This window comes from Treponema saccharophilum DSM 2985 (assembly GCF_000255555.1).
Taxonomy (GTDB): Bacteria; Spirochaetota; Spirochaetia; order Treponematales; family Treponemataceae; genus Treponema_D; species Treponema_D saccharophilum.
In genome coordinates this window covers 68136-89801 of the sequence record NZ_AGRW01000049.1, presented here as the reverse complement: position 1 = coordinate 89801, position 21666 = coordinate 68136, and the positions used below count along the sequence as shown (strand labels likewise).

Below are 21666 nucleotides of genomic sequence, written 5' to 3'. Positions count from 1 at the left end.
TTCTTTCACCTCTTTTCGTTTATGACGTTGTTGATGTCGCATTTTATTGGCCTGCCGTTCTCGTCGGGCTTGCTTCCCGCGTTCGCGTACAACGTCAGGAGCCCGTTCCCGAGCTTTGGGTTCGCGATGACGAGCGGCCCTGCTATGCATCCGCCCTCGCACGCCATGACTTCTATCAGGTTGGGCGTTTCCGGCGTCGATGGAATTGTACCGGCGTTTATCTGTCCGTAAGTCGTCAGCTGCTTCATCCCCGCCTTGTCGAGCCCGTTTATGACTGAGGGACGCAGAATCGACTTGTCGCTGAGCCTGACGCGCACGCTTTCCGCGACTCCGCCCGTCTTGGCGAAATTCCTGCCGGAGACCGTGGGGACGTATGATGTCGGAACGGAGTCCGGCTTCGACTCTACCTTCGCGATGTCGATTCCTTTCGCGGTGAAGAGAGCGTTTATCTCCTCGACGGAAAGGACGTAATCGACGATGTCCGTGTCGAAGCCTTCCCGCCTTTTTGCGAGGCAGGGGCCGATGAAGACCGTTATGCAGTCGGGGTTCGCCTGCTTCGCAAGCTCGGCAGTGTACATCATCGGCGATTTCGTGTCGCTTATGCATCCGGACAGTTCGGGGACGTGGATGTTTACGGCGCGGACGTAAGCCGGACAGCAACTTGTCGTCATCATCTTGTCTCCGTGCGCCATCCGCTCCTCGAATTCTGCCGCCTCCTTGTCCGCCGTTATGTCGGCCCCGATTGCGACTTCCCATGTTTTCGTGAATCCCGCGAGCCTGAGCGCCTCCTCAAGCTGTCCCGGTTTCGTCCTGAACTGGGCGCCTATCGCGGGCGCGTACATTGCGACGACTTCTTTTCCTGCCATTATGTGCTTGACGACGTCGAACAGCTGCGATTTGTCCATCATCGCGCCGAACGGACAGTTCGACATGCATTTTCCGCAGAATATGCACTTCTCGTAGTCGATTGACTCGCGGCCGTCAGCGCCTTTCGTTATCGCGCCGACGGGGCACGCTTCCTCGCACGGGACGACTGTCTTTATTATCGCGTGGTACGGGCAGTTCTGCGCGCAGATTCCGCAGTTGATGCACTTAGCCGGGTCGATTCTCGCCCTGTCCGTGACCGTTATCGCCTTCTTCGGGCAGTTTTCCTGGCAGGGGCGGGCGAGGCACGCCTGGCACGCGTCTGTGGGGAAGTATTTCGGCTTTACGCAGGCGTTGCACGCGCTCTGAATCATCGTGAGCATCGGCCATGTCGGGGATTCCCGCGCGTATGCCTCCCTTACGTAGTCGGCAAGCTTCTTCGACTCGTCGTAATCTTCCACGGAATGCCCGAGCCTCGCGACCGTCCTTATCCGCGCGATTTTCCTGTCCTCTTCTATGCTGCCCCTGACCGGTATGCTTCCGTCGGGAATTATCGTTTCCGGGATTTTTTCGATTTCGTCGATAGTCGCCTCGTCGAGCAGCTTTCCTGAAAGCTGAAGTTTCATAATCTCGACGAGAATGTTCTTTTTTAGATGCGCCGAGTTGTTGTTCTGGTTTAACATGGTTGCCTCCTGTTCTGTAAAATCAGCTCGAAGAAAAGTATAGCACAGAACGGGCGGAAGAACGCGTGCCGCGCATGTGCGGGAAGCATGATGATATCTTTCTTATAATCCGATTGTGGAAAATCCGCCAAAAATTTATCATTTGGAAACCGCGCGCGGGAATCCGGGGTTGCGCGGGGCGGGGCAGTTCGCTTCCGCCATACAAAAAAGACAAGGGGCTGGAGATGACAGATCCATACAAGGTGCTCGGAATTCAGAAAAACGCGACTGCTGCCGAGATAAAGCGCGCGTACAGGCGGAAGGCGAAGGAGCTTCATCCCGATTCGTCCGGAAGCGACACGTCCGCGGCTTTCAACGAGGTCGTCAAGGCTTACGAGCTTCTGTCCGACGTTCGCTCCCGCTCGCTTTTCGACGAGTCGTTTTTCATGCGCGCTGGCGGGGACCCGTACAGGCGGCGCACGGACTCGTGGGATTATCGGACGTGGCTTCTCGCTCGGCACGACGAGGAGAGCCGTGCCAAGCTGATATTCTTCGACCTGATGCATTCCCGCGAGGACGATGCTGTGGCGGAATTCAAGCGTATGTGCACGGAGCACCTGTCGTTCAGGCTCTCGCACTGGTTCTCCCGCGAGGATTTCATGGATTACGGGTTCATACTCTGCGAGGAGCTTGTCATAAGGCAGGAATACTACGACGCGTTCAATCTTCTTGAGCAGATAATACTGATGGAGCGCAGCTTCTCGTATTTCCGCCATTTCTTCCCCGAGGTCATGGATTTGGCGCGGCTCGTGCTGAAAAGCCATCTCGACGGGAAAATTTCCGACGAGCTTGCCATCGACTCGTGGGAGCGCGCGCTTGAGCTGGGGTTCGGGAACGATGACGACGCGTTCTTCCTCAGGAAGATGGGCGGCGCGTACCGGCGGATGGGCGACGTTGGAACCGCGAGAATCTGCGAGGAGGAGGCGGCCCGCCTTGCCGGATGAGCGCGAAGATTATCAATTAGCGCCGGCGAACTTTCAATTGTCGCACGAAAGTTTTATTATTCTGCCGAAAGATTTTTTGTTGGAGATTTGAAAGATGATTCGATTGAAGAATGAGAAGGAAATCGACGGAATCAGGAAGTCGTGCCATGCGCTCGCCGATTTGTTCAGGTTTGTCGTTCCCAAGGTGAAGCCGGGAATCTCGACCCTCGAAATAGACAATCTGTGCCGCAAGTTCTGCAAGGACATCGGCGGGAAGCCTGCATGGGCGAGGGAGGATTTTCCCGGGGTCGCGTGCATCTCGGTGAACAACGAGGTCATACACGGCATTCCGTCCAAGAAGCGCATCATTCAGGACGGCGATATCGTTTCCCTCGACATAGGAATCGACCTCAACGGCTACATCTCCGATTCGACGCACACCGTTATGGTCGGAAACGTGAAGCCCGAGATACGGCGCCTTGTCCAGGCGACGCGCGAGAGCCTCGCCGCGGGAATCCAGGCCTGCGTCGCGGGGAACAGAATCCGCGATATTTCCATCGCGGTGAACGATGTCGCGTACGGGAAATACGGATACGGCGTCGTATACGATTATTGCGGACACGGCGTGGGGCTTGACGTCCACGAGGACCCGAGCATCCCCAACTGCCCGCAGAGCGGCGCGAATCCGCGCATCCAGCCCGGAATGGTTCTCGCCATCGAGCCGATGATTAACCTCGGTACTGCCGACGTCGAGACAGCAAAAGACGGCTGGACCGTCCTTACGCGCGACGGAAAGTGGTCGTGCCATGAGGAGCATACTGTCGCCGTTTTCGCCGACCATACGGAAGTCCTGACTGCGTGCGATGGGCTTCCCGACTGGGCCTGATTTCCTTTTTTGACTATGGCGCGTCCCGGAAAATTCGGGGCGCGTTTTTTTTGCGCGGCGCTAACAACATTTTATAGTAACATTGCCGTTTTTCTCGCGTTTACCTCTTTGTAAGCAGCGTGGCGGTCGCGTTTGCCGGGCGCTGCTTTTTTCATTAAATTAAAATCAAAGATATATTCGGAGGTTTTCCATGAGAAAAATCACAAAAAGCGTGCTTGGTGCCACCGCTGTCGGAGCGTTGGCATTTTCTTTTTTCTCGCTTTCATGCCACAGGGTCGAGGTTCACGGTTCGGCGGATACCGTTTTCGCGGAATCTCCTAAGAATTCCGCTGTCGAAATCTCAAGGAGCGATCTCGGTGTCCTTGAGGCGCTCCAGTCGTCGTTCAGGGCGATAAGCTCGGGCGTCCTTCCGTCCGTCGTGGAAATCGACGTCACGGAGAAGACGGTCGTCTCGGCGGCGTCCCCGTTCGATGATTTCCCGTTCTTCTTCTTCGGAATCCCGAATCAAAACGACAAGGACAGAACGCGCGAGCGCGTGCAGTCGGGGCTCGGCTCCGGCGTAATCGTCAGGCGCTCGGGCAACACCGTCTACGTTCTCACCAACAACCACGTTGCCGGAAAGGCGGATTCGATAAAGGTCAAGCTGAACGACGGCCAGGAATTTGACGGGAAGCTCGTCGGCGCGGACGAGAGGCAGGACATAGCGCTCGTCTCGTTCGAGGTCAAGTCGGATTCGAACATCGTCGTTGCCTCGCTCGGCAATTCGGACGAGGTTCAGACGGGGGACATCTGCCTTGCGATGGGCGCCCCGCTCGGATACAGGCAGTCGGTGACGCAGGGAATCGTCAGCGCGATAGGAAGGAGCGGCACGCAGATTGGGAACCTCAACGATTTCATCCAGACGGATGCCGCAATCAACCAGGGAAATTCCGGCGGCCCGCTCGTGAATATATACGGCGAGGTTATCGGCATCAACACGTGGATTGCGTCGAATTCCGGCGGAAGCGTCGGGCTCGGGTTCTCCATCCCGATAAATTCCGTCAAGCGCGCGATAGACGATTTCATCGACAAGGGGAAGATAACGTACGGTTGGCTCGGCGTCTCGCTCCTCGATGTGACCGACAACTACAAGGACAGCCTCGGTCTTAAGGGGAAGAGCGGGGCGCTCGCGTCGCAGGTTTTTATCGGCTCTCCCGCGTTCAAGGGCGGAATCCAGGCCGGCGACTACATAATCGAGCTGAACGGGAAGGCCATAAAGGGCGTCTCGGAGCTGCAGCGCGAGGTCGGCTACCTTCCTTCCGGCGAGAAGGCGTCGTTCAAGGTTATTCGCGGCGGAAAGGAGGTTTCCGTCAGCGTGAAGATTGAGGAGCGCTCGAATGATTCGGGCAGCGACAACGCGAAGCTCTGGCCGGGATTCTTCGCGTCTCCGCTGACCGACGAGCTCAGGAAGGAGCTTCAGATTGATGATTCGAATGTCAAGGGCGTCGCGGTTTCCCGTGTCCTCGAGAAGTCGCCGGCGGCCGCGCTCAGGATTCAGAACGGGGACGTCATAACGGCGGTGAACGACAAGAAGGTCACGAACCTCAAGGAATTCTACGAGGCGCTCGACATATCGAAGAACAAGGAGATATGGTTCGACGTATACAACGGCGGGCATACTATTTCCACGGGACGGTACAAGTTCAACTGACGGGAACGTCGCGGATTTTCATGTTTTTTCCGAAAAAAAAAGAAAATCCGCTTGACCAAAATCTTCCGTTTGGATATATTGTAAAAACATTCAGCAATGAATGGATGGGCTACTAGCTCAGGTGGTAGAGCACCGCCCTTTTAAGGCGGCTGTCGATGGTTCGAGTCCATCGTAGCTCAGAGTTGGGAATCTTGGTGAATATCGCCAAGATTCCTTTTTTTTTGACATTCGGGATTTTCGGAGGGCGAAAAATGGCGGTTGATTTGAAGAAGATGCGCAATATCGGAATCATGGCGCACATCGACGCGGGAAAGACTACAACGACGGAGCGAATCCTCTATTATACTGGAAAAATTCATAAAATCGGCGAAATAGACGACGGTGCTGCGACGATGGATTTCATGAAGCAGGAGCAGGAGCGCGGCATCACAATCGCGTCCGCCGCCATAACGACGCAGTGGGATGGTCATACCATCAACATAATCGACACTCCGGGGCACGTTGATTTCACTGCCGAGGTCGAGCGCTCGCTCAGGGTGCTTGACGGTGCCGTCGCGGTCATCTGCGCCGTCGATGGCGTCCAGCCGCAGACGGAGACGGTCTGGAAGCAGGCCGACGAATTCAACGTTCCGAGGATATGCTTCGTCAACAAAATGGACAGGGTCGGAGCCGATTTCTTCTACTGCCTTGGCGACATAAAGGAAAAATTCGGCTGCGATACGGTCGCGCTTCAGATTCCGATAGGGCAGGGGCCTGATTTCGAGGGCGTAATCGACCTCATCAAAATGAAGGAAATCAGATGGGACGAGGAAAGCGAGGGGGAGAAATTCACCGAGACCGACATTTCCGGGGCAAACCTTGCCGAGGCCGAGAAGTGGCGTGCCAAGCTTGTCGAGGATGTCGCCGGCTCAGATGACGAGCTTGCGGAAATCTACCTCGAGGGCGGCGAAATCACGAACGAGATGCTCGTCGCCGCAATCCGCAAGGGGACAATCTCCCGCGCGTTCGTGCCGTTCGTCCTTGGTTCCGCGCGGCGCAACCAGGGAATCCAGCCGCTTATCGACGCCGTCATATCGTATCTTCCTTCTCCGCTCGACGTTCCCGCCGCGAAGGGAATCCACTCGAAGAAGGACAAGGAGGAGGAGGTCGAGATTCCGTGCGACGAGAAGAAGATGCCGCTCGGCCTGGTCTTCAAGATTCAGCAGGACAGGGAAATGGGCGCGCTGTGCTTCGTCCGCGTCTATTCCGGAAAATTCACGGCAGGTTCTCAGGTGCTCAACGTCGGGAAGAAAAAGCGCGAGCGCATAAACAGAATCCTCCGCGTCAACGCGAACCACATGGAGCAGATGGAGAGCGTATCTGCTGGCGACATCGCCGTTTTCGTGGGGCTGAAGCTTGCCCAGACCGGCGACACGCTCGGAAGCGAGGGCTTCCCGGTTCTGCTGGAGAGCGTCCGATTCCCGGAGCCGGTGATTTCTGTCGCGATTGAGCCGGAGACGCTTTCCGACAAGGACAAGCTTGTCGAGACGCTTGCGATAATGAGCCGCGAGGACCCGACTTTCACGAGCCATGAGGACGCGGAAACCGGGCAGCTTATCATCAGCGGCATGGGCGAGCTCCATCTTGACGTCCTTGTTACGCGCATGAAGGATGATTTCGGCGTCAAGGCGAATGTCGGCGCGCCGCAGGTCACGTACCGCGAGAGCGTCACGTCCGAGGTTTCTCATTCCGAGACATGGGACAAAGTTCTCGCCGGAAAGGAGAATTCAGCGGGCGTCACGCTCAGGATATTCCAGAACGAGCGCGGCGCGGGAAACACGTACTCATGCTCCGTCCACGACAAGAATATTCCCGAGGAGATATACGATGCCGTAAAGGCCGGCGTGGAGAATTCGTTCGGTTCGGGAATCCAGTACGGGTATCCGTGCGCCGATGTCGGCGTGGAGGTTACTTCCCTCGACTGGAACGAGCTTACGGCTTCCCCGATGGCGTTCACGGCGTGCGCGGCTCAGGCGTTCGACGAGGCGGCGCGCAAGGCTTCTCCCGAGCTTCTCGAGCCGGTCATGAACGTCGATATTTCGTGCCCGCTCGAATTTGTCGGCGATGCGATAAGCCAGATAACACAGCGGGGCGGGATGATTCAAGGGCAGGATTCGAAAGCATCGTGCGAGATTGTCCACTGCACGGCACCGATGGCGAAGATGTTCGGGTTCTCCACGACGCTGCGTTCCGTCACGCAGGGAAGGGCGAGCTTCAGCATGGAATTCAGCCATTTCCAGGTGAAGGCGGGCGGCCTTGATAGGGCGTTCTGATTTTTTGAGGTTCTGAAATGCCGGGGTCTGTCTTAGGCATTTCAGTTCAGCGTTTTGTATTCTGATTTTCCCCGGAGTTTTCATTCCGGGGATTTTTTTTGCCCGGGATGATTTTTGAAGTTTCCTTTTGAAGGCGTGCACTAAAACCCGATGCGCGCAAAAAAAATCCACTGAACTATTCAGTCCAGTGGATTGTCGGGTAGACTGGATTCGAACCAGCGACCCCTACGTCCCGAACGTAGTGCGCTACCAGCTGCGCTACTACCCGAAAGAAAAACCCCTCAAAAAGCCGAGGGGCTTTTCGCGATGTGCGGGGCTCGAACCCGCGATCTCCGGCGTGACAGGCCAGCGCGATAACCAACTTCGCTAACACCGCAATTGATGTTTGAGATAATAGCAGTACTTTCTTTTTATGTCAACAGCTTTTTTAATTTTTCACGATTTTTTTTCAAAAAAAGAATTTACCGCTGCGACAGGAGGAAGTCCAGAAAATCCTTCTGGAAGAAGAACTTTTCGATTCCGAGAGACTTGAACCCTTCGTTCCATGTGAACGACGCGCTTATTCCTGGCGTCTCCGTCTTCAGCCCCTCGAGCTCCGGGAGGTCGAAAAGCGGTGTCGTCTTTACGAGGTTCTTCGGCTCGTGCCTGTGCGCGGCTTTGAGCATCGCGTCGATGACCATCGGGGTTATGACCGTTCTTATGACTTCGTTCTGGAACATGTTCGTCTTGTGGTTTATGTTGAAGGAGATGCCCGCGAGGGAGCAGAACAGGAACGAGTCGAATTTGATGAGGATTTCATGTTTCTCTATCTCGACGAGGAACAGAAAATCGTTGTCCGATATCGTCGTCATGAATTCCGCGCGGCTTATCTGCTCCGTGGCTGACGGCGTCAGCTTCCGTATTCCCTGCTCCGAGAAAACATCCTTGAGGTGCTTTTTGAGTATCGCCGAAAAATCGTCCATGAGCGTGCCGAATTTCGCAATCTCGGCGTCCGTCGCTATGGTTTCCCTTTTGAATGCCGGAGCTTCTTTTTTCTGCGTCGGAACTGCCGGCCGTCCGAGCAGCCTGTCTACTTCGTCTTGGGAGAGGCTTATGTTATTTGCATTATCCATTCCCTTATTCTATACCGTATTTTTGATGATTGCACGGCATTTTAAGAAAAAACGCAGACAAGCGGTTTTAATACCGTAATAAGTTGCATTCTTGGCGGCGGACGATTGTTTTTTCGTTTTATTTTGCTCTTTCCGTTTTTTTATTCCGCGTGATTCTGTATAATCGACTGAATGAAAAGGATATTGTTCATCTGCCATGGAAACATCTGCCGTTCGCCGATGGCGGAGATGGTTTTCAAGCACATCGCTGCCAGCCGCGGGAAGGGCGCTGATTTCTTCGTCGATTCTGCCGCCACGACGTATGATGCAATCGGCTGCCCGATACATCGCGGGACGAGGAGCGCGCTTGTCCGCAACGGCATTCCGTTCACGGAGCATGTCGCGCGGCTCGTCACGGCGGACGAATACGGCTCGTTCGATTTTATTGTGTGCATGGACGACGAGAACGTCCGCCACCTTGCACGGATTTTCGGTTCTGACCCGGAGGGGAAAATCCACAAGCTGCTCGAATACTGCGGAGAGGCGCGCGATGTCGCCGACCCGTGGTATACGGGGAATTTCGACGAGACGTTCGACGATGTGATGCGCGGGTGCACGGGGCTTTTTGGAACAATTTCAGAGGAGTCAAAATGAAAGAATTTCTGTCTTACGATGTTGTGAGGAACAACGCAATCAAGCTTGCCGAGAAAATCTACAGGGAGGACGGTTTCGTCCCGGATGTCATCTACACGTCGCTCAGGGGCGGGGCGTACATGGCAAACGTCATAAGCGAGTATTTCAAGATTGCGAGGAAGACCGAGAAGCCGGTTCTCTATGCCGCAGTCGTCGCTAGAAGCTACACTGACGTGCATCAGAGCAGCGCCATCAGGATTGACGGGTGGACGTATTCGCCGGAGCATCTGCGCGCGGGCGACAAAATCCTCCTCGTCGATGATATTTACGATACGGGGCGTACGCTCAACTATCTCGTCGAGGTTCTGATGAGCTACGGCGTCCCGAGAAAGGACATCAAGGTCGTCGTCCACGATTTCAAAAATTTCCTCGACAGGCCGACACTTCCGATAAAGCCGGATTATTGGTGCCGCAAGTTCGACATCGCGAAGCCGGAGGAAGACAGGTGGATTCACTATATGAGCCACGAGCTTGTCGGTTTGTCGCAGGAGGAGCTTGAGGAGAACTACTTCAAGCAGGATGAGGCGCTGCGCCCGATTCTCGGACGCCTTTTGGGCGGCGGGGAGTAGAGCGGGGAAGGGGATTGCAGGACGGTGCGGGTTCTTTTTTCTGTATTCGCTTTGCTTTTTTCGCTTGCCTTCGAGGCTGCGGCTTCTGTTCGCGTAATCTCCCCTGTCGCGGGAAGGTGGGCGAACAGGCAGCCGCTCGTACTCGATATCGGCGATGATGAGGAATGCTTCTACTCGTTCACGTCGTCAAATCCCCTCGACTCCGGTTTCGCTTACGATGGTCCCGTCCTGATAGACGTGGGCGGCGACGTCAAGCTCCGCATCGTCTGCTTCGGGCGGGACGGCAGCCGCGAGGAATTCGCTGTCGATTACACGGTCGCGTCGGAGCCGTCGTCTTTTTCCTCCGGCATCGAGCGCGATTTCTTCGAGAAGGTCGCGTCGGCGGGCGTTGTTCCCGTTTCCGGCGGTGAGAAACTTGAGATTCCCGCGACGCTTTCCTATTGCATAGGTGACGGCGACATGCCGTTCATCCCCGGGAAGACGATTTCCGTCAGCGAGCCGAATGCCCTTTCGCGCTACGTTCCGTGCACTGTCTCCTCCGCTTCCGCGTCCTGCCGTTTCGTGATATTCGTCGTGGGAAGCGGGGCAGGGACGTTCGCGCGCCTTTCCGTGCCGTTTTCCGTCGAGGACTGGAAGTGGATTTCGTTCGGCGACAGGAGCCAGATTTGGCGGATTGACGACGGGATGTGGATGAAGGCGGGGACGGGCGAGAAAATAGAGGTTGACAGGAGCGTCCCCCATTTCGTCGAGTGGCAGAGCGTCGAATACGAGGCGGGGAATCCCGTGCAGCGGTTTGTCCTTCCGGAACTCCCTTCCGTTTCCGTCGGATATTCGACTGACGGGGTGCGTTTTTCCCTTGTCGGGGACGCGAGATACCGCATTGGGATTTTTGACAGCGGCATCGCGGGTACTGTCAGCGACGGAGGCTCGTTCACCAGCGTCGTTTTCGATACATTTTCCGGCGACGACATAAGCGCCGATGCCGTTTTCTCCGTTTTTTGCGACGGCGTCTATCAGGGAACCTTGTCTTCACCGTTCTCCCTCGACAAACGTCCGCCGCTTCCGCCTGTTTTTTCCCCGAGCGAGGGCGGAAGCTATGCGCGCAGCTCGGTCGAGCTTTCCGTTCTTGCGGAGGACGGCGCCGACGTGTTCTGCTCTGTCGCCGAATTCTCCGCGGACGAAAGCGAAAATTCGAGCGGCGCGGAGGAATTCGTCCCGTATTCGGGGCCGATTCCGCTTCCGTCGCATGGAGAGCGCGTCGTCCGGTACAAAGTCAGGGCATACGCGCGAGACAAAAGCGGGAACGCCGGCGGAATTTCCGAATACGGCGTCACCGTCGACGAATTCAACTATTACGTCTCCGCCAGCGCGCCGGATTCTGCGCGGGACGGAAGCCGCGGGCGGCCGTTCGGAAGCGTCGCCGAGATGGCGGACGTCCTCAAAAAGCACCGGTTCGCGCATTTCTACGTTTCGGGGATGGTTCCGTTCCCGGACGGCGAGACGGTGTTCCCGTCCAACTGCACGATAACGGCGGCGGAAAGCGGCTCAGGGTTCTCGATGGGTGACGGCGCATTTCTCACCGTCAGGAGCGCGAGCCTTGAGGTCGAGGGCTGCGTCTTTGAGAAGAAGGCGGAGGGCGGCGCGGAGTCGGACTCGAAGCGTATGTTCGTCCTTGAGAATGCGGGCGTGTCTTTTGACGGAACCGAAATCGTCGGGCACTTTCCGCTCGACGGGACTGTTCTGACGGCGATGAATTCGCTCGTCGTGTTCAGGAATGCCGGCGTCACCGTTCAGAGCTCCGAATACGGATGCGCTGTTTCTGCGCTCTCGTCGAAAATCTTCTGCGAGTCGAGCCGTTTCGCGTCCGTGTCGGGGATTGCCGTCGTTTTCAGCGTGCAGGGGGGCTCGTTCGACATGCGCTCGTCGTCATGCCGCGTTGTCGGAAGGCGCGGGCGCATCGCGGAGCTTTCCGGCTCGGACGCGAAAATCCGCGGGAATTCGTTTTCCGCTGAATTCACGGCGAGAAAAGGCGGAATCCTTCCCGTCTGGAAGGACGATTCCACGGTGCTTTCCGATGAGGGCGGGAATTCCTCTGACGGATTCTGAGCCGTATTTCTGGAGGTTTTTATGAAATGGGAATGTGGTCTTGATGAGGCGGGGCGCGGATGCATAGCGGGGCCCGTCGCCGCCGGATGCGTCGTTCTTCCCGCTGATTTTCCTGTCGGGATGCTCGACGATTCCAAGAAGCTTTCGAAAAAGGCGCGCGAGGCGGCTTATGCGGAGATTGTCGCGCGCGCGTGCTGGGGATTCGGCATCGTGGACAACAAGAAAATCGACGAGATTAACATCCTTCAGGCGTCGCTTCTCGCGATGAAAATAGCATACGAGAAGATGGCGGAGAAATTCCCGAAATGGGCGGAAGCGAACGGAATGCAGATTTGCGGCGATGCCGGAAGCTGCCTGTCCGCCGTCGTGGACGGAAATTTTGTCGCCGACATTCCCTGCGAGGTGCGGTGCGAGCCGAAGGCGGACGGGAACTATCCGTCCGTGATGGCGGCTTCGATAATCGCGAAGGTCGGGCGCGACGCGCTCATGGACGAATTCGACGCCGTATATCCCGGATACGGATACGCGAAGCACAAGGGCTACCCGACGAAAAGCCATCTCGAAATCTGCCGCTCCGTCGGTCCGAGCCCCATACAGCGGCTTTCGTTCGACATCCGCCCGAAATCGGAGAAGGCTTCGGGCAAAAAAAAGCCCGGCAGGCGGGACGATGATTCCCTTTTGCCGGGGTTGTTCGATTAAGATGAAAACGATTAGCCCTTTCGCGGGGCGTTCGTGGCGTGGTGAGGCGCTTCCCGCTTCGAATCAGTTTGCACCGTCGTCGGCGGGCTTGTCCGCGTCGCGCTTGCTGGCGATGTGGATGACTTTTCCAGTCCTCTTTATTCCGTCTGGCTGGCGCTCCTCCTCGAGAAAATTCTTCTTTCCGCGCTTTATGACGATTTTCTCGCCTGAGCCTTTGCCGAATTTCGCCTCTTTCGCGGCTTTCTTCGCTGCCTTCGCCTTCGCGCGCTCCTTTCTGTCCTTTTCGATGAATTTCAGGGAATCGTCGAGCCCTTTGAGAACCCGCTGCATGTCCTCCGCAAAAATCGCAATCTGATGCCTGTCGAAATCGGCACCTTCACCCTTTTTGCTCTCGACTATCTGGAGGAAGACGTCCCCCGCTCTGTTTTCCTTCACGTTGAAGAAGTACGACCTGTTGTCAAGCGTGACCTGCGTGGTAAAAAGCTCTCCTCTAATACCCATAATTTCCTTCCTTAAAAATGTATTTGGTTGATTTCATAAAAGACTTGTTGAATGATTGCGCATTCTACATCATACGGCGCGTTTGTTCAATCGCCCGCCCGCGCTGGAGAAGGCCGCTTTTTCGGGGCGGCCTCCTTTTTTGCGGATTCCGCCTCAGCTGAAGTCGGCGCAGATTTCGCCTACGGCTTTCGCGAGCGCGAGCATTCCTTCCTCCGTCGTGAGGTGGCCGAAGCTGAACCTGACGGCGGTGTCCTGGACTTCGCGGGATGAGCCCATCGCCTCTAGGATAGGTCGCGACTGTTTCTTTGCGGAGCAGGCGCTTCCCGTCGAGATTGCGAACCCCTTAGCGTCGAGCGCGCGCACCATGACGTTCCCGGGAATCCCTTTGAACGATGCCTGGACAACCCACGGGGAAAATTCCCCCGCGCGCTCCGTCCTTCTTTCCGGGACGGGGGTGAACGCGCTGTTTTTCGAAAGCTCCTCGATGAAGTGCGCGGTCATCTCCTTTTGCGCGCGAAGCCGTTCCGCCGCCTCTCCGTCCGCGCCTTTCCGGATGTAATGCTTTTCGAGCACCTTGGCGAACGCAATCGCGCCGAAAAGGTTCTCCGTTCCGCTCCTGACGTTCTTCTCCTGTCCTCCACCGACGAGGAAACCCTTGAATTTCTCCGGGTGCGCCATGTACAAAAGCCCGATTCCGCGCGGCCCCGATATTTTGTGCGCGGAGAACGCGGCGCTGTCGATTCCTTTGTGCGCGATGTCGAGCGGAATTTTTCCTGCCGCCTGAACGCAGTCCACGTGGAAGTGCGGCTTCCGCTTTCCCCCGTACCATTCGGTTATCGCGTCGGCGATTTCCTCGAACGGCTGGATGCATCCCGTCTCGTTGTTGACCGCCATCACGGTGACGAAGAGCGTGTCCGGCGTGAGTGCTTCCCGTATGGCTTCCGCCGTCACGAACCCGTTCCTGTCGGGCGCGACCGTCTTCACGTCGAATCCGAGTCGTCCCATCGCGGCGCATTGCTCCCTGAGGGCGGGATGCTCAATCGCGCTGACGACAATCCTTCCTTTCTGCGACATCGCGCCCAGTCGCGCGAGGAGGGAGAGAAGCGGGATGTGGTCGCTTTCCGTCCCGCCTGATGTGAAGAAAAGCTGGCTTTCCTTCACGCCGATTGCGTCCGCCGCCCTTTTCCGTGCCGATTCGAGCGCGTTCCTCGCCTCGATTCCCGCATTGTGCGCCGAGCTGGGGTTCGCCCACGAGCGCATCGCCTCCTCAAGCGATTCCCTGAGAACGTCCTCGTCCGCGGGGCTTGTCGCCGCCCAGTCGAAATATCTTGCGGCGTCCATCATCGCTCCGCCCCGAGGACTGCGAGCACGTCGCCCTCGTCAGCTTCCGTTATGACGGTGTCGCACACGCCGCGCTGCAGGACGAACCTGACTTTTGACGACGAATTCTTCTTGTCCTTCTTCATCGCGCCGAAAATCGTCCGCGCGATGTCGCCGGCGCTTCCTTTTCCTTCCATAGCGGGGTGGATTTCAGAAGTCTCCCAGGTGTACGAGCGGAGCATTCTCTTGACCCGTTCCGCGTATTCCTTCGTGCACAGCCCGAGCCGTTCTGAAAGGTCGGCTGCGCGCGCCATTCCCCATGCGACCCCGTCACCGTGCGCGACTTTTCCCAATCCGGCGCACGTCTCGAGCGCGTGCCCGAACGTATGCCCGAGGTTGAGGAGCATTCGCATTCCCTTCTCTGTCAAATCCTGCTCCACGACGGAAGCCTTCTCTGAGACGCAGGTGCGTATCATCTCGGAGATGAGCGGCGCGAATTCGCTTTTTCCGCGGCCGTCGAGGATTCCGGGATTCGATTCGAGCTTGTCGAAAAGAGGGGCAGAGAAGAGGAGCGCTGTTTTCACGACCTCGGCGAGTCCCGAGCGGTACTCGCTTTGTGGAAGCGTCTTTATGAATTCCGGGCAGATGTGGATTTTCTGCGCGGGGAAGAACGAGCCTATCATGTTCTTGTACGAGCCGAAGTCGCAGCCGGTCTTTCCGCCGACGGCCGCGTCTACCATCGACAGGAGCGTCGTCGGGACGAGCTCGCACCGCGCGCCGCGCTTGAAAATCGATGCCGCAAAAGCCGTCATGTCCGTTATGACTCCGCCGCCGATGCCGACGAACACCGTCGAGCGCTGCCCGTTCGCGTCGAGCGCCGCCGCCACTATCGACAGGACGCTCTCGATTGTCTTGAACGGCTCGCCCGCGCCGAGGATGACGAGAATGTCTTTTCCCGACCTCCGCTTGTGGACCGAATTCGCCGCGGCTCCCTTTCCCGTGCCGAATTCCGCCGTGAATTCATCCATGCACGGAAGCGACGATACCGTCGTGTCCGTCACGAAAACCCTCTGCGGCATTTCGTCGCAGCCGCCGAGAAGCATCGCTTTCGGATTCGGCTCGCCCTCGTAGAACCGGATGAACGTTCTGTCCGTTCCCGGATGCACGGGCGGATATTCGATTATTTTCTCCTCGTAGTTCATGATTGTTTTCTCCTTGCTTTTTTCATTGTGAGCAGGCCTAGTATTCCTTTGAAGGCATCGCCTCGAATTCCGCGATGACTTTCTTCACGCGCTCGATGTCCCGCTCGAGAATCTTCTTGTAGTCGAGCGTCCCCGTCGCGATGCGCTCCCGCTCGTCCTCCCACGCCTGTATGTCGGTGAGGAAGAGGAATCGGAATTTCGATACGTTCGCCTTTTCCGCCCAGAGCTTCGCCTCCGTCCAGTAGTACAGTCCCGCCTGGTAGCATGAGAGCGATTTTTTCAGGTTGTCGACGTAGGCGTCCTTCCACGGCGCGTCGTAGAAATGCGCGACGTTCTTGTCGTAAATCCGACCGAGCCGCTGGTGCTGCTCTATGAGCTTCAGGTTCAGGTGCATCTGGAAAAGAAATTTGTACTTCTCCCAGTCCGTCTCCGTCTCGATTTTTGCCTCGGCGTACAGCGGGTTGGCGAAATCCGCCTCGGTCGCCTTCTCGAGCCAGTAGATGTTCTCGATGCAGTCGTCCGGATACTGCTGGTAGTGCACGTGGAAGAGCTTGTAGTAGTCTTCCTTGTATTTGACCATGTATGCGTCCGCCGTGAACGGGGCAAAAAACGCCGCCGCCATGACAATGAGCGCGGCAACGGCTCGTTTCCCTGCATGTGCCGAAAGTTTTCTCAGTTTTTCCGTCATGTTTCTATTTTCGGAAGAATTCGCCCTTCGTGTCATCTCTACCTTTCGAGCATTCCCGCGTCCGATATCGCGCCGATTATTTCCGCAGCGACCTCCTCCTTCGTCTTCGCCGCGTCGATTGTCACGATTTTCATTCCCGTCCCCTCGAATTCGGAAATCGCGCGCTCGTACCGCTCCTCGGTTTTCCTCAGGAATTCGACTTCCTCGTAAATTTCCCGTTTTCCGCGCCCGCCGATTCTTGACAGGGAGACTTCCGGGGCGATTTTGAAGAAGAACAGCAGCTCCGGAAGCGGGAACGGTGCCTGAAGCATTTTTGCAAGCTCCCCGCCGCAGGTTACGCTCTGGTATGCGATGCTCGAAAAGAGATACCTGTCGCTGACGACGATTTTTCCCCCCGCGCAGATTCGCTCGATTCCGCCGTTGAAATCATCCCCGCCCGTTCCCCACAGGTGCTCGCACCGGTCCGCCGCGAAAAGGTACGCCGCCGTCCGCGGGTCGAGCCTGAATTCGCCGCCGAGCATCCGCCTGAGGAATCTTCCCGTCTCCCCGTTCGTCGGTTCCGCCGTCGGGAAGAACTTCCGCGCGTGGGGAGAATTCATGAGCATCTCTATCTGCGTCGATGTTCCCGCACCGTCAATCCCCTCAAAAACTATGAAATTCCTTAGAATCATCGCCATTTTCCCCTGCATCCGCCGTTTTTCGTCCTGTTCCGCCGCGGCATGCACGGAGAAGAATATATGAAATTGGAAGAAAATGATATATTTTTACTTCGGTACGAATCGTGAATCGCAGGCGGGTTTTAGGGCTTGTCGTAGGGACTGCCATCTTCATCATCCTTATTTCTCTCACCGGCTTGTTCGTGCGCCCCATATACGTCCGCCTGGAAGCGAAAATCACGGAAACGGAGCGCATGCTTTCCCGCGCCCTTACCGATGCGACGGGGCTTTCCCTGTCGTACCGCTCGCTTTCCCCGTCGCTTTTTTCGAACGTCAGCATACGCGGCATCGAGATTTCGGATGTCGCCTCGAAGCGGAAAATCGCCTCGATTCGGAAGGCGGTTATGGAGTACGACGTCGAGAAACTGTTCTCGGCGGACCCGCTCTCCGCGTTCGAGTCTCTTACCGTGAGCGGCATTTCCGTGGAGTACGATTCCGTCGAGAATTCGGAGGTCACGCGTCGGCTTGTCGAGCTTTTCGGCGGGAAGGACGCGGACGGCGGGAAAAAAAGCTCGTTCGACATCGCCGGGTTCCGACTTCCGTTCGCGGTCATCGTCAAGGACATCTCCCTCCATTATTCCGACGGCACTAACGACGCCGTGACCCGCATTAAGAGGCTCGACCTTTCCGACGCGGGTGCGGGCGGAATCGGCGTGGTCGCGTCGGGGAACGCGGTTTTCTGCACGGACAAAATACGGGAGGGGAATCGTCGCGCGGAATTCGGCGTGTCGTACAATTTGTCGGGGACGTTCTTCGGCTCGCTCGAGGGAAGCTCCGCGACGCTTCAGCTGACCCGCCTTCCGTCGCACGATTATTCCGTGACGCGGCTCGACATGCTGATGAATTACGGCGACTCGAAAATCCAGTTCCGCACGATGAGGACGCGGCTTCCGTACAGCGCGTTCATGGAAATCGACTTCGCGAAGGAAAAGCTTCGCGCCGCGATGACGGCGGACGGTTTCGACCCGATGAAGCTCTTTTCCGTGCGCCGGCTTCCTTCCCTTGCCGCGAAGCTGTCCGGCTCCACGATTTCCGGGACGGCTGGCGCGGAGGTCTCACTTTCCGGCGGCGGAATTTCGTTCGAGACCGACCTCGTCGTGCGCCTGACGGCAGGGCTTCTCGGCTCCCCGTCGAAAATCGTCTGCGTCTCGAAGGGAAACGAGCGCGTCGTGAAATTCAAAAAGGCGTCGCTCGAGAATTCGTATCTCGGGGCGTCGTTCGTCGGCGATATGGCGGTGAAGGGGCTTGCGCTTACGGGAAACGCCGCGCTCGACTACCTCAAGCTTCCGAACGGCTCGTATTTTTCGAGCGACCTCGTCTTCATCGAGCCTGCGGAGGGCGAGATTTTCGGCGTCACGGGGTTTTCGCCGCAGTTCTACCTGAATTCGTCCGTAGGAACGAAGGCGGTCACGGGCCTCGAGACTACCGTGCAGATTTCGTCTTCGTCCGTCGATTTCATCGGGCAGTTCTACGACTATTCCCATTCGGAAAGCGGGAGCGTCGCCTCGTTCGACGTGGACGGGAGCGTCCTTATCGACAGCAACGTCTACGTGCAGGTGAAGACGCACGCGTCCGACTTGTACGGGGACTCCGCGGCGGAGGCTGTGGCGTTTTTCCTTGGCGACGACGCGGCGGCGTCCGTTTACGGGATGAGGGAAAAACTTTCGCCGTACCTTTTCACGGGCGACGTCTACGTGTCGGTCGATGTCGATTCCCTTGAGTATACGTTCAACGCGCCGAACTGCATCTTCGCCGACGAGAGAAGCTCGAGCGACAGGATTCTCTTCGCGGCGGCGGACGGAACGTCCCAGTCGATTCAGATAAGCAGCTTCAACCTGCGCTACGGTGACGTGGGCGTTCAGGCTACGGCGTCGGTCGATTTGTCCGCGGGGTTCGACGACATATCGTTCAGGTGCGACCTCCTCGCGAATTCGCTGCCGTACTCGCTTTCGGGGAACATAACGCCGCAGTGGATTTCCCTTTCCGGCAATTACGGTTTCGAGTCGATGGTCAGCATCGCCGAGACGGGATTTTCGGACGGCGTGAGCGGGTTCGTCCAGTTCAACCAGCTTCCCGTTCCGCTCGGCACGTACATATTCACGGCCTCGACGATGTCCACGTTCGCCTGGAGCGCCGCCGACGGAATCGACGTCAACGTCGCGCGCTGCGAGCTTTCCGAGGCTACGGGCGCACTTCCGATGGAGCCGCGCGTCTCGTTCACGGGGCGGCTCGCGAACTACGGCTTCGACTTTTCCGCGCTCACGTATTCCGACAGGTCGTCGCAGCTCGATTTTTCGGGGAGCGTGAACTGGTATCTCTCCGACGGAACCATCGATTACGCGAGCCTTGAGCTTGGCGGAAAGAACCCGTACTCGCCCGAGTCAGTCTCCGTCTCCGCGAACCTTTCGAATCCGAGCCACCTCCCGCTTTCAGCCGAGTCCGTCCTCAACGACTTCTATCTCTCCGCGAACGTTTCCGTCGACTCGTTCCCGTCATCGCGTTTCCTTCCGAACCAGAACGCCGGGAACGTAATCGACGCGACGGTGAGCGCGACCGGGACGATAAAGAATCCGTTCGTCTCGATTGACGTCAGGAAGGCGTCGATGCTGCTTTCCGGGTACGATTTCGACGCGAGGGGCGTCATCGTGCTCGACGACAACGGGCTCAACGTCACCGATGTCTCCGCGTCGTGGGCTTTCTTCCGGCTTTCCGGTTTCTCAGCGGCAATCGATGCGGGGACGCTTTGCGGGACGGCATCGGCAGTCGCGGACATCTCGCTCGCGGGGCGCGACTTGCACGTTCCCCTTGATATGACGCTGACGAGCGTTCTTGACGGCGCGCCGGCGTCTCCGATAGCGGTTCCCGATTTCTTCTCCGTCTCGGTAAGCTCTCCGGGCGCGACCGGAACGATGTTCCGCCATGCGATGCCGTTCACGCTGAACGTCGTGCACATTCCGGGGCAGGACGGGGAGCCGGGGCAGATTGACGTCTTCACGGACAACAGGAAGGGATTCCACGCGTCCGTCGTCGGCGGGCACATAACGGCATCGACGGGGCGGAACCCGACGCTCGCGTTCGACCTTGACGGGCGGCTTGAGGGCGGCGGCATGGATTTCATCATGTCGGGAATCGAGTGCGACCTCGCGCGCGTCTGCGATGTCGTGGACATCCCGATGATATCGTTCGGCTCGGGGCATCTTTCCGGGAACGTCAGGATTTCGGGGCTGACGACCGACCCCGAATTCGCGGGATTCGTCGATATCGGCGACTTCTCGCTGAGCGTCCCGGCGTTCTCCCCGTATCCTCTGACGGCGTCCGCGGTGCAGGTCGCCGCCGGTGCCGACGGGGTGAACATGCCCGAGACCGTCTTCTCGTGCGGGAAGGGCGCCGTCGCGCTCAGCTCCGACATCACGTTCGACCGGTGGAGCATCGCGAACGTCTCCGTGCGCGTCTCGACAAAGAAATTCCGCGGTCTTCCCGTTGACATGACGATGCCGTTCATGCACCTCAAGGGCGACGCGCGCGCCGACGTCTCCCTGTCGATTTCCATGCCCGACGAGATTGTCGTCAGCGGAAGCCTCTACGCCGACAACACCGACCTTGAGATTGTCGCCAGCGAGCTCCAGAACCAGCTTTCGTTCGAGGGGCTGATGGACTCCCTCATAAAAAACAGCAAGCTCAGCATGGAGAAGATATTCGGGAAGTCGAAGAAAAAGAAGGAGAAGGAGAAAAAGGACGACGAGGCGAAGAAGAAGCCGGAGGAAGCGGCTCCCGCGATGATGATGAACGTCGCCGCCGACCTCCGCGTGAACGTGGGGCAGAACGTGCGCATCCTGTTCAACCCGTTCATGCGCGGCGTCCTCGCGCCGAACACGCCGATCGATTTCTCGTTCGACACGCGCTCGGGGGAATTCTCCATCGTCGGGGACGTCTCCCTGCACGGCGGGGAAGTCGCGTGGCTCAACAGGAACTTCTACCTCAAGAACGGGCTCATATCCTTCAACGAGACGCAGGACGGAATCGACCCGCGCGTCACAATCCGTGCAGAGACGAAGGAGCGCGACTCCGAGGGAAACCGCGTCACGATTGTCCTTTCCGCGGAGAACCAGCCCGTGAGCAAGTTCAACCCGGTTTTCTCGGCGACGCCCGCGAAATCGGAATACGAGATTATGGAGCTTCTCGGCGAAGTCCTCACCGCGGATTCCGACAACATATCGTCGATTGCGCTTGCCGGCGGCGATTATCTCGTGCAGGCGACGGTCATCCGCGAGATTGAAAATGCGTTGCGGGAACTCTGCAATTTTGATATATTCTCAATCCGAACCAACGTGCTGCAGAACGCCATAAAGCAGGGGTTCAGCCAGGATAAGGATGATGAGGACGGTCAGGTCACATTCAGTAACTTTTTCGACAATTCTACTGTTTACATCGGTAAGTATTTCGGCAGTGCGATTTATGTAGACGCCATGTTCCACTGGGTTTACGACGAGACGAAACTTGCGGACGGGAATTCCGTTGACGGGCTGGTTTTCCAACCGGAATTCGGATTCGAGATGGCATCCCCGTTCGTGAATATCCGCCTGGGGGTTTCCCCTGATATAGAGTCGATTCAGAACAATATGTGGCTTCCCTCAACATCAATCACATTATCATGGAAACACTCATTTTGATTAAAAAACTGGAG

Annotated in this window: 16 protein-coding genes and 3 tRNA genes; 10 read left to right on the top strand and 9 right to left on the bottom strand. The window is 57.3% G+C overall.

All coding sequences use genetic code 11. From position 1 onward, the window contains the following. Positions 1 to 5: 5 nt before the first annotated feature. A complete protein-coding gene (locus TRESADRAFT_RS08715; RefSeq protein ID WP_002704855.1) occupies positions 6 to 1547 on the bottom strand; it encodes a monomeric [FeFe] hydrogenase in 1542 nt (513 codons plus the stop codon). A 224-nt stretch (positions 1548 to 1771) separates the two neighbouring features. Here TRESADRAFT_RS08715 and TRESADRAFT_RS08710 point away from each other — a divergent pair, with 224 nt between their 5' ends. From TRESADRAFT_RS08710 to fusA, 5 genes are all read left to right on the top strand, one after another. Further along, on the top strand, positions 1772 to 2530 hold the full coding sequence (locus tag TRESADRAFT_RS08710; protein ID WP_040842757.1) for a J domain-containing protein: 759 nt from the start codon (positions 1772 to 1774) through the stop codon (positions 2528 to 2530). A gap of 94 nt (positions 2531 to 2624) precedes the next feature. Further along, positions 2625 to 3395, top strand: a complete 771-nt coding sequence (gene map, locus TRESADRAFT_RS08705; RefSeq protein WP_002704851.1) for a type I methionyl aminopeptidase — start codon at positions 2625 to 2627, stop codon at positions 3393 to 3395. 190 nt (positions 3396 to 3585) lie between these two features. Then, positions 3586 to 5085 carry a Do family serine endopeptidase gene (locus TRESADRAFT_RS08700; RefSeq protein ID WP_002704849.1) on the top strand — a complete coding sequence of 500 codons (1500 nt, stop codon included), beginning with the start codon at positions 3586 to 3588 and terminating at the stop codon, positions 5083 to 5085. 106 nt (positions 5086 to 5191) lie between these two features. Continuing rightward, a tRNA-Lys gene (locus TRESADRAFT_RS08695) sits at positions 5192 to 5264 on the top strand. A 72-nt stretch (positions 5265 to 5336) separates the two neighbouring features. After that, positions 5337 to 7397: an elongation factor G gene (gene fusA / locus TRESADRAFT_RS08690; RefSeq protein WP_002704847.1), complete on the top strand. Its 2061-nt coding sequence runs from the start codon at positions 5337 to 5339 to the stop codon at positions 7395 to 7397. 195 nt (positions 7398 to 7592) lie between these two features. On the opposite strand, the gene TRESADRAFT_RS08685 is transcribed toward fusA, so the two are convergent. From TRESADRAFT_RS08685 to TRESADRAFT_RS08675, 3 genes are all read right to left on the bottom strand, one after another. Further along, positions 7593 to 7665, bottom strand: a tRNA-Pro gene (locus TRESADRAFT_RS08685). A 34-nt stretch (positions 7666 to 7699) separates the two neighbouring features. Continuing rightward, positions 7700 to 7773: transfer RNA gene (locus TRESADRAFT_RS08680), tRNA-Asp, on the bottom strand. An 85-nt stretch (positions 7774 to 7858) separates the two neighbouring features. After that, positions 7859 to 8509, bottom strand: a complete 651-nt coding sequence (locus TRESADRAFT_RS08675) for a hypothetical protein (RefSeq protein ID WP_002704845.1) — start codon at positions 8507 to 8509, stop codon at positions 7859 to 7861. Between the two features lie 171 nt (positions 8510 to 8680). On the opposite strand from TRESADRAFT_RS08675, the gene TRESADRAFT_RS08670 reads away from it, so the two are divergent. The 4 genes from TRESADRAFT_RS08670 to TRESADRAFT_RS08655 are packed head-to-tail and all read left to right on the top strand — an operon-like array spanning position 8681 to position 12555. Further along, complete coding sequence (locus tag TRESADRAFT_RS08670; RefSeq protein ID WP_002704843.1) at positions 8681 to 9142, top strand: low molecular weight protein-tyrosine-phosphatase; 462 nt, start codon at positions 8681 to 8683, stop codon at positions 9140 to 9142. Further along, positions 9139 to 9750, top strand: coding sequence for a phosphoribosyltransferase (locus TRESADRAFT_RS08665; RefSeq protein WP_002704841.1), 612 nt, complete (start codon positions 9139 to 9141; stop codon positions 9748 to 9750). Before TRESADRAFT_RS08670 ends, TRESADRAFT_RS08665 begins: the two co-directional genes overlap by 4 nt. Before the next feature lie 24 nt (positions 9751 to 9774). Then, positions 9775 to 11856: a hypothetical protein gene (locus TRESADRAFT_RS08660; protein ID WP_141607282.1), complete on the top strand. Its 2082-nt coding sequence runs from the start codon at positions 9775 to 9777 to the stop codon at positions 11854 to 11856. Between the two features lie 21 nt (positions 11857 to 11877). Further along, positions 11878 to 12555, top strand: coding sequence for a ribonuclease HII (locus TRESADRAFT_RS08655; RefSeq protein ID WP_002704838.1), 678 nt, complete (start codon positions 11878 to 11880; stop codon positions 12553 to 12555). A gap of 63 nt (positions 12556 to 12618) precedes the next feature. On the opposite strand, the gene TRESADRAFT_RS08650 is transcribed toward TRESADRAFT_RS08655, so the two are convergent. The 5 genes from TRESADRAFT_RS08650 to tmk form a co-directional block, all read right to left on the bottom strand. After that, on the bottom strand, positions 12619 to 13056 hold the full coding sequence (locus TRESADRAFT_RS08650) for a DUF3276 family protein (RefSeq protein ID WP_002704836.1): 438 nt from the start codon (positions 13054 to 13056) through the stop codon (positions 12619 to 12621). Between the two features lie 153 nt (positions 13057 to 13209). After that, on the bottom strand, positions 13210 to 14397 hold the full coding sequence (locus TRESADRAFT_RS08645) for a cysteine desulfurase family protein (RefSeq protein WP_002704835.1): 1188 nt from the start codon (positions 14395 to 14397) through the stop codon (positions 13210 to 13212). Further along, positions 14397 to 15578, bottom strand: a complete 1182-nt coding sequence (locus TRESADRAFT_RS08640; protein WP_002704834.1) for a 3-dehydroquinate synthase — start codon at positions 15576 to 15578, stop codon at positions 14397 to 14399. The genes TRESADRAFT_RS08645 and TRESADRAFT_RS08640 overlap by 1 nt, the downstream gene beginning before the upstream one ends. A 37-nt stretch (positions 15579 to 15615) precedes the next feature. Then, entirely contained in the window at positions 15616 to 16266 is a 651-nt protein-coding gene (locus TRESADRAFT_RS08635) for a hypothetical protein (protein WP_002704833.1), read from the bottom strand. A 38-nt stretch (positions 16267 to 16304) separates the two neighbouring features. Continuing rightward, a complete protein-coding gene (gene tmk / locus TRESADRAFT_RS08630; RefSeq protein ID WP_040842754.1) occupies positions 16305 to 16937 on the bottom strand; it encodes a dTMP kinase in 633 nt (210 codons plus the stop codon). A gap of 110 nt (positions 16938 to 17047) precedes the next feature. Between tmk and TRESADRAFT_RS08625 the strand changes: the two genes are divergently transcribed. After that, the gene (locus TRESADRAFT_RS08625) at positions 17048 to 21652 is read left to right on the top strand and encodes a translocation/assembly module TamB domain-containing protein (protein WP_002704831.1); all 4605 of its coding nucleotides are present in this window, start codon (positions 17048 to 17050) and stop codon (positions 21650 to 21652) included. Positions 21653 to 21666 lie beyond the last annotated feature (14 nt).

What these genes read in the sequence shown, in the direction of transcription:
- TRESADRAFT_RS08715 (WP_002704855.1), bottom strand. Translation starts at nt 1,547, where the DNA reads ATGTTAAACCAGAACAACAACTCGGCGCATCTAAAAAAGAACATTCTC.
- TRESADRAFT_RS08710 (WP_040842757.1), top strand. Translation starts at nt 1,772, where the DNA reads ATGACAGATCCATACAAGGTGCTCGGAATTCAGAAAAACGCGACTGCT.
- map (WP_002704851.1), top strand. Translation starts at nt 2,625, where the DNA reads ATGATTCGATTGAAGAATGAGAAGGAAATCGACGGAATCAGGAAGTCG.
- TRESADRAFT_RS08700 (WP_002704849.1), top strand. Translation starts at nt 3,586, where the DNA reads ATGAGAAAAATCACAAAAAGCGTGCTTGGTGCCACCGCTGTCGGAGCG.
- fusA (WP_002704847.1), top strand. Translation starts at nt 5,337, where the DNA reads ATGGCGGTTGATTTGAAGAAGATGCGCAATATCGGAATCATGGCGCAC.
- TRESADRAFT_RS08675 (WP_002704845.1), bottom strand. Translation starts at nt 8,509, where the DNA reads ATGGATAATGCAAATAACATAAGCCTCTCCCAAGACGAAGTAGACAGG.
- TRESADRAFT_RS08670 (WP_002704843.1), top strand. Translation starts at nt 8,681, where the DNA reads ATGAAAAGGATATTGTTCATCTGCCATGGAAACATCTGCCGTTCGCCG.
- TRESADRAFT_RS08665 (WP_002704841.1), top strand. Translation starts at nt 9,139, where the DNA reads ATGAAAGAATTTCTGTCTTACGATGTTGTGAGGAACAACGCAATCAAG.
- TRESADRAFT_RS08655 (WP_002704838.1), top strand. Translation starts at nt 11,878, where the DNA reads ATGAAATGGGAATGTGGTCTTGATGAGGCGGGGCGCGGATGCATAGCG.
- TRESADRAFT_RS08650 (WP_002704836.1), bottom strand. Translation starts at nt 13,056, where the DNA reads ATGGGTATTAGAGGAGAGCTTTTTACCACGCAGGTCACGCTTGACAAC.
- TRESADRAFT_RS08645 (WP_002704835.1), bottom strand. Translation starts at nt 14,397, where the DNA reads ATGGACGCCGCAAGATATTTCGACTGGGCGGCGACAAGCCCCGCGGAC.
- TRESADRAFT_RS08640 (WP_002704834.1), bottom strand. Translation starts at nt 15,578, where the DNA reads ATGAACTACGAGGAGAAAATAATCGAATATCCGCCCGTGCATCCGGGA.
- TRESADRAFT_RS08635 (WP_002704833.1), bottom strand. Translation starts at nt 16,266, where the DNA reads ATGACGGAAAAACTGAGAAAACTTTCGGCACATGCAGGGAAACGAGCC.
- tmk (WP_040842754.1), bottom strand. Translation starts at nt 16,937, where the DNA reads ATGATTCTAAGGAATTTCATAGTTTTTGAGGGGATTGACGGTGCGGGA.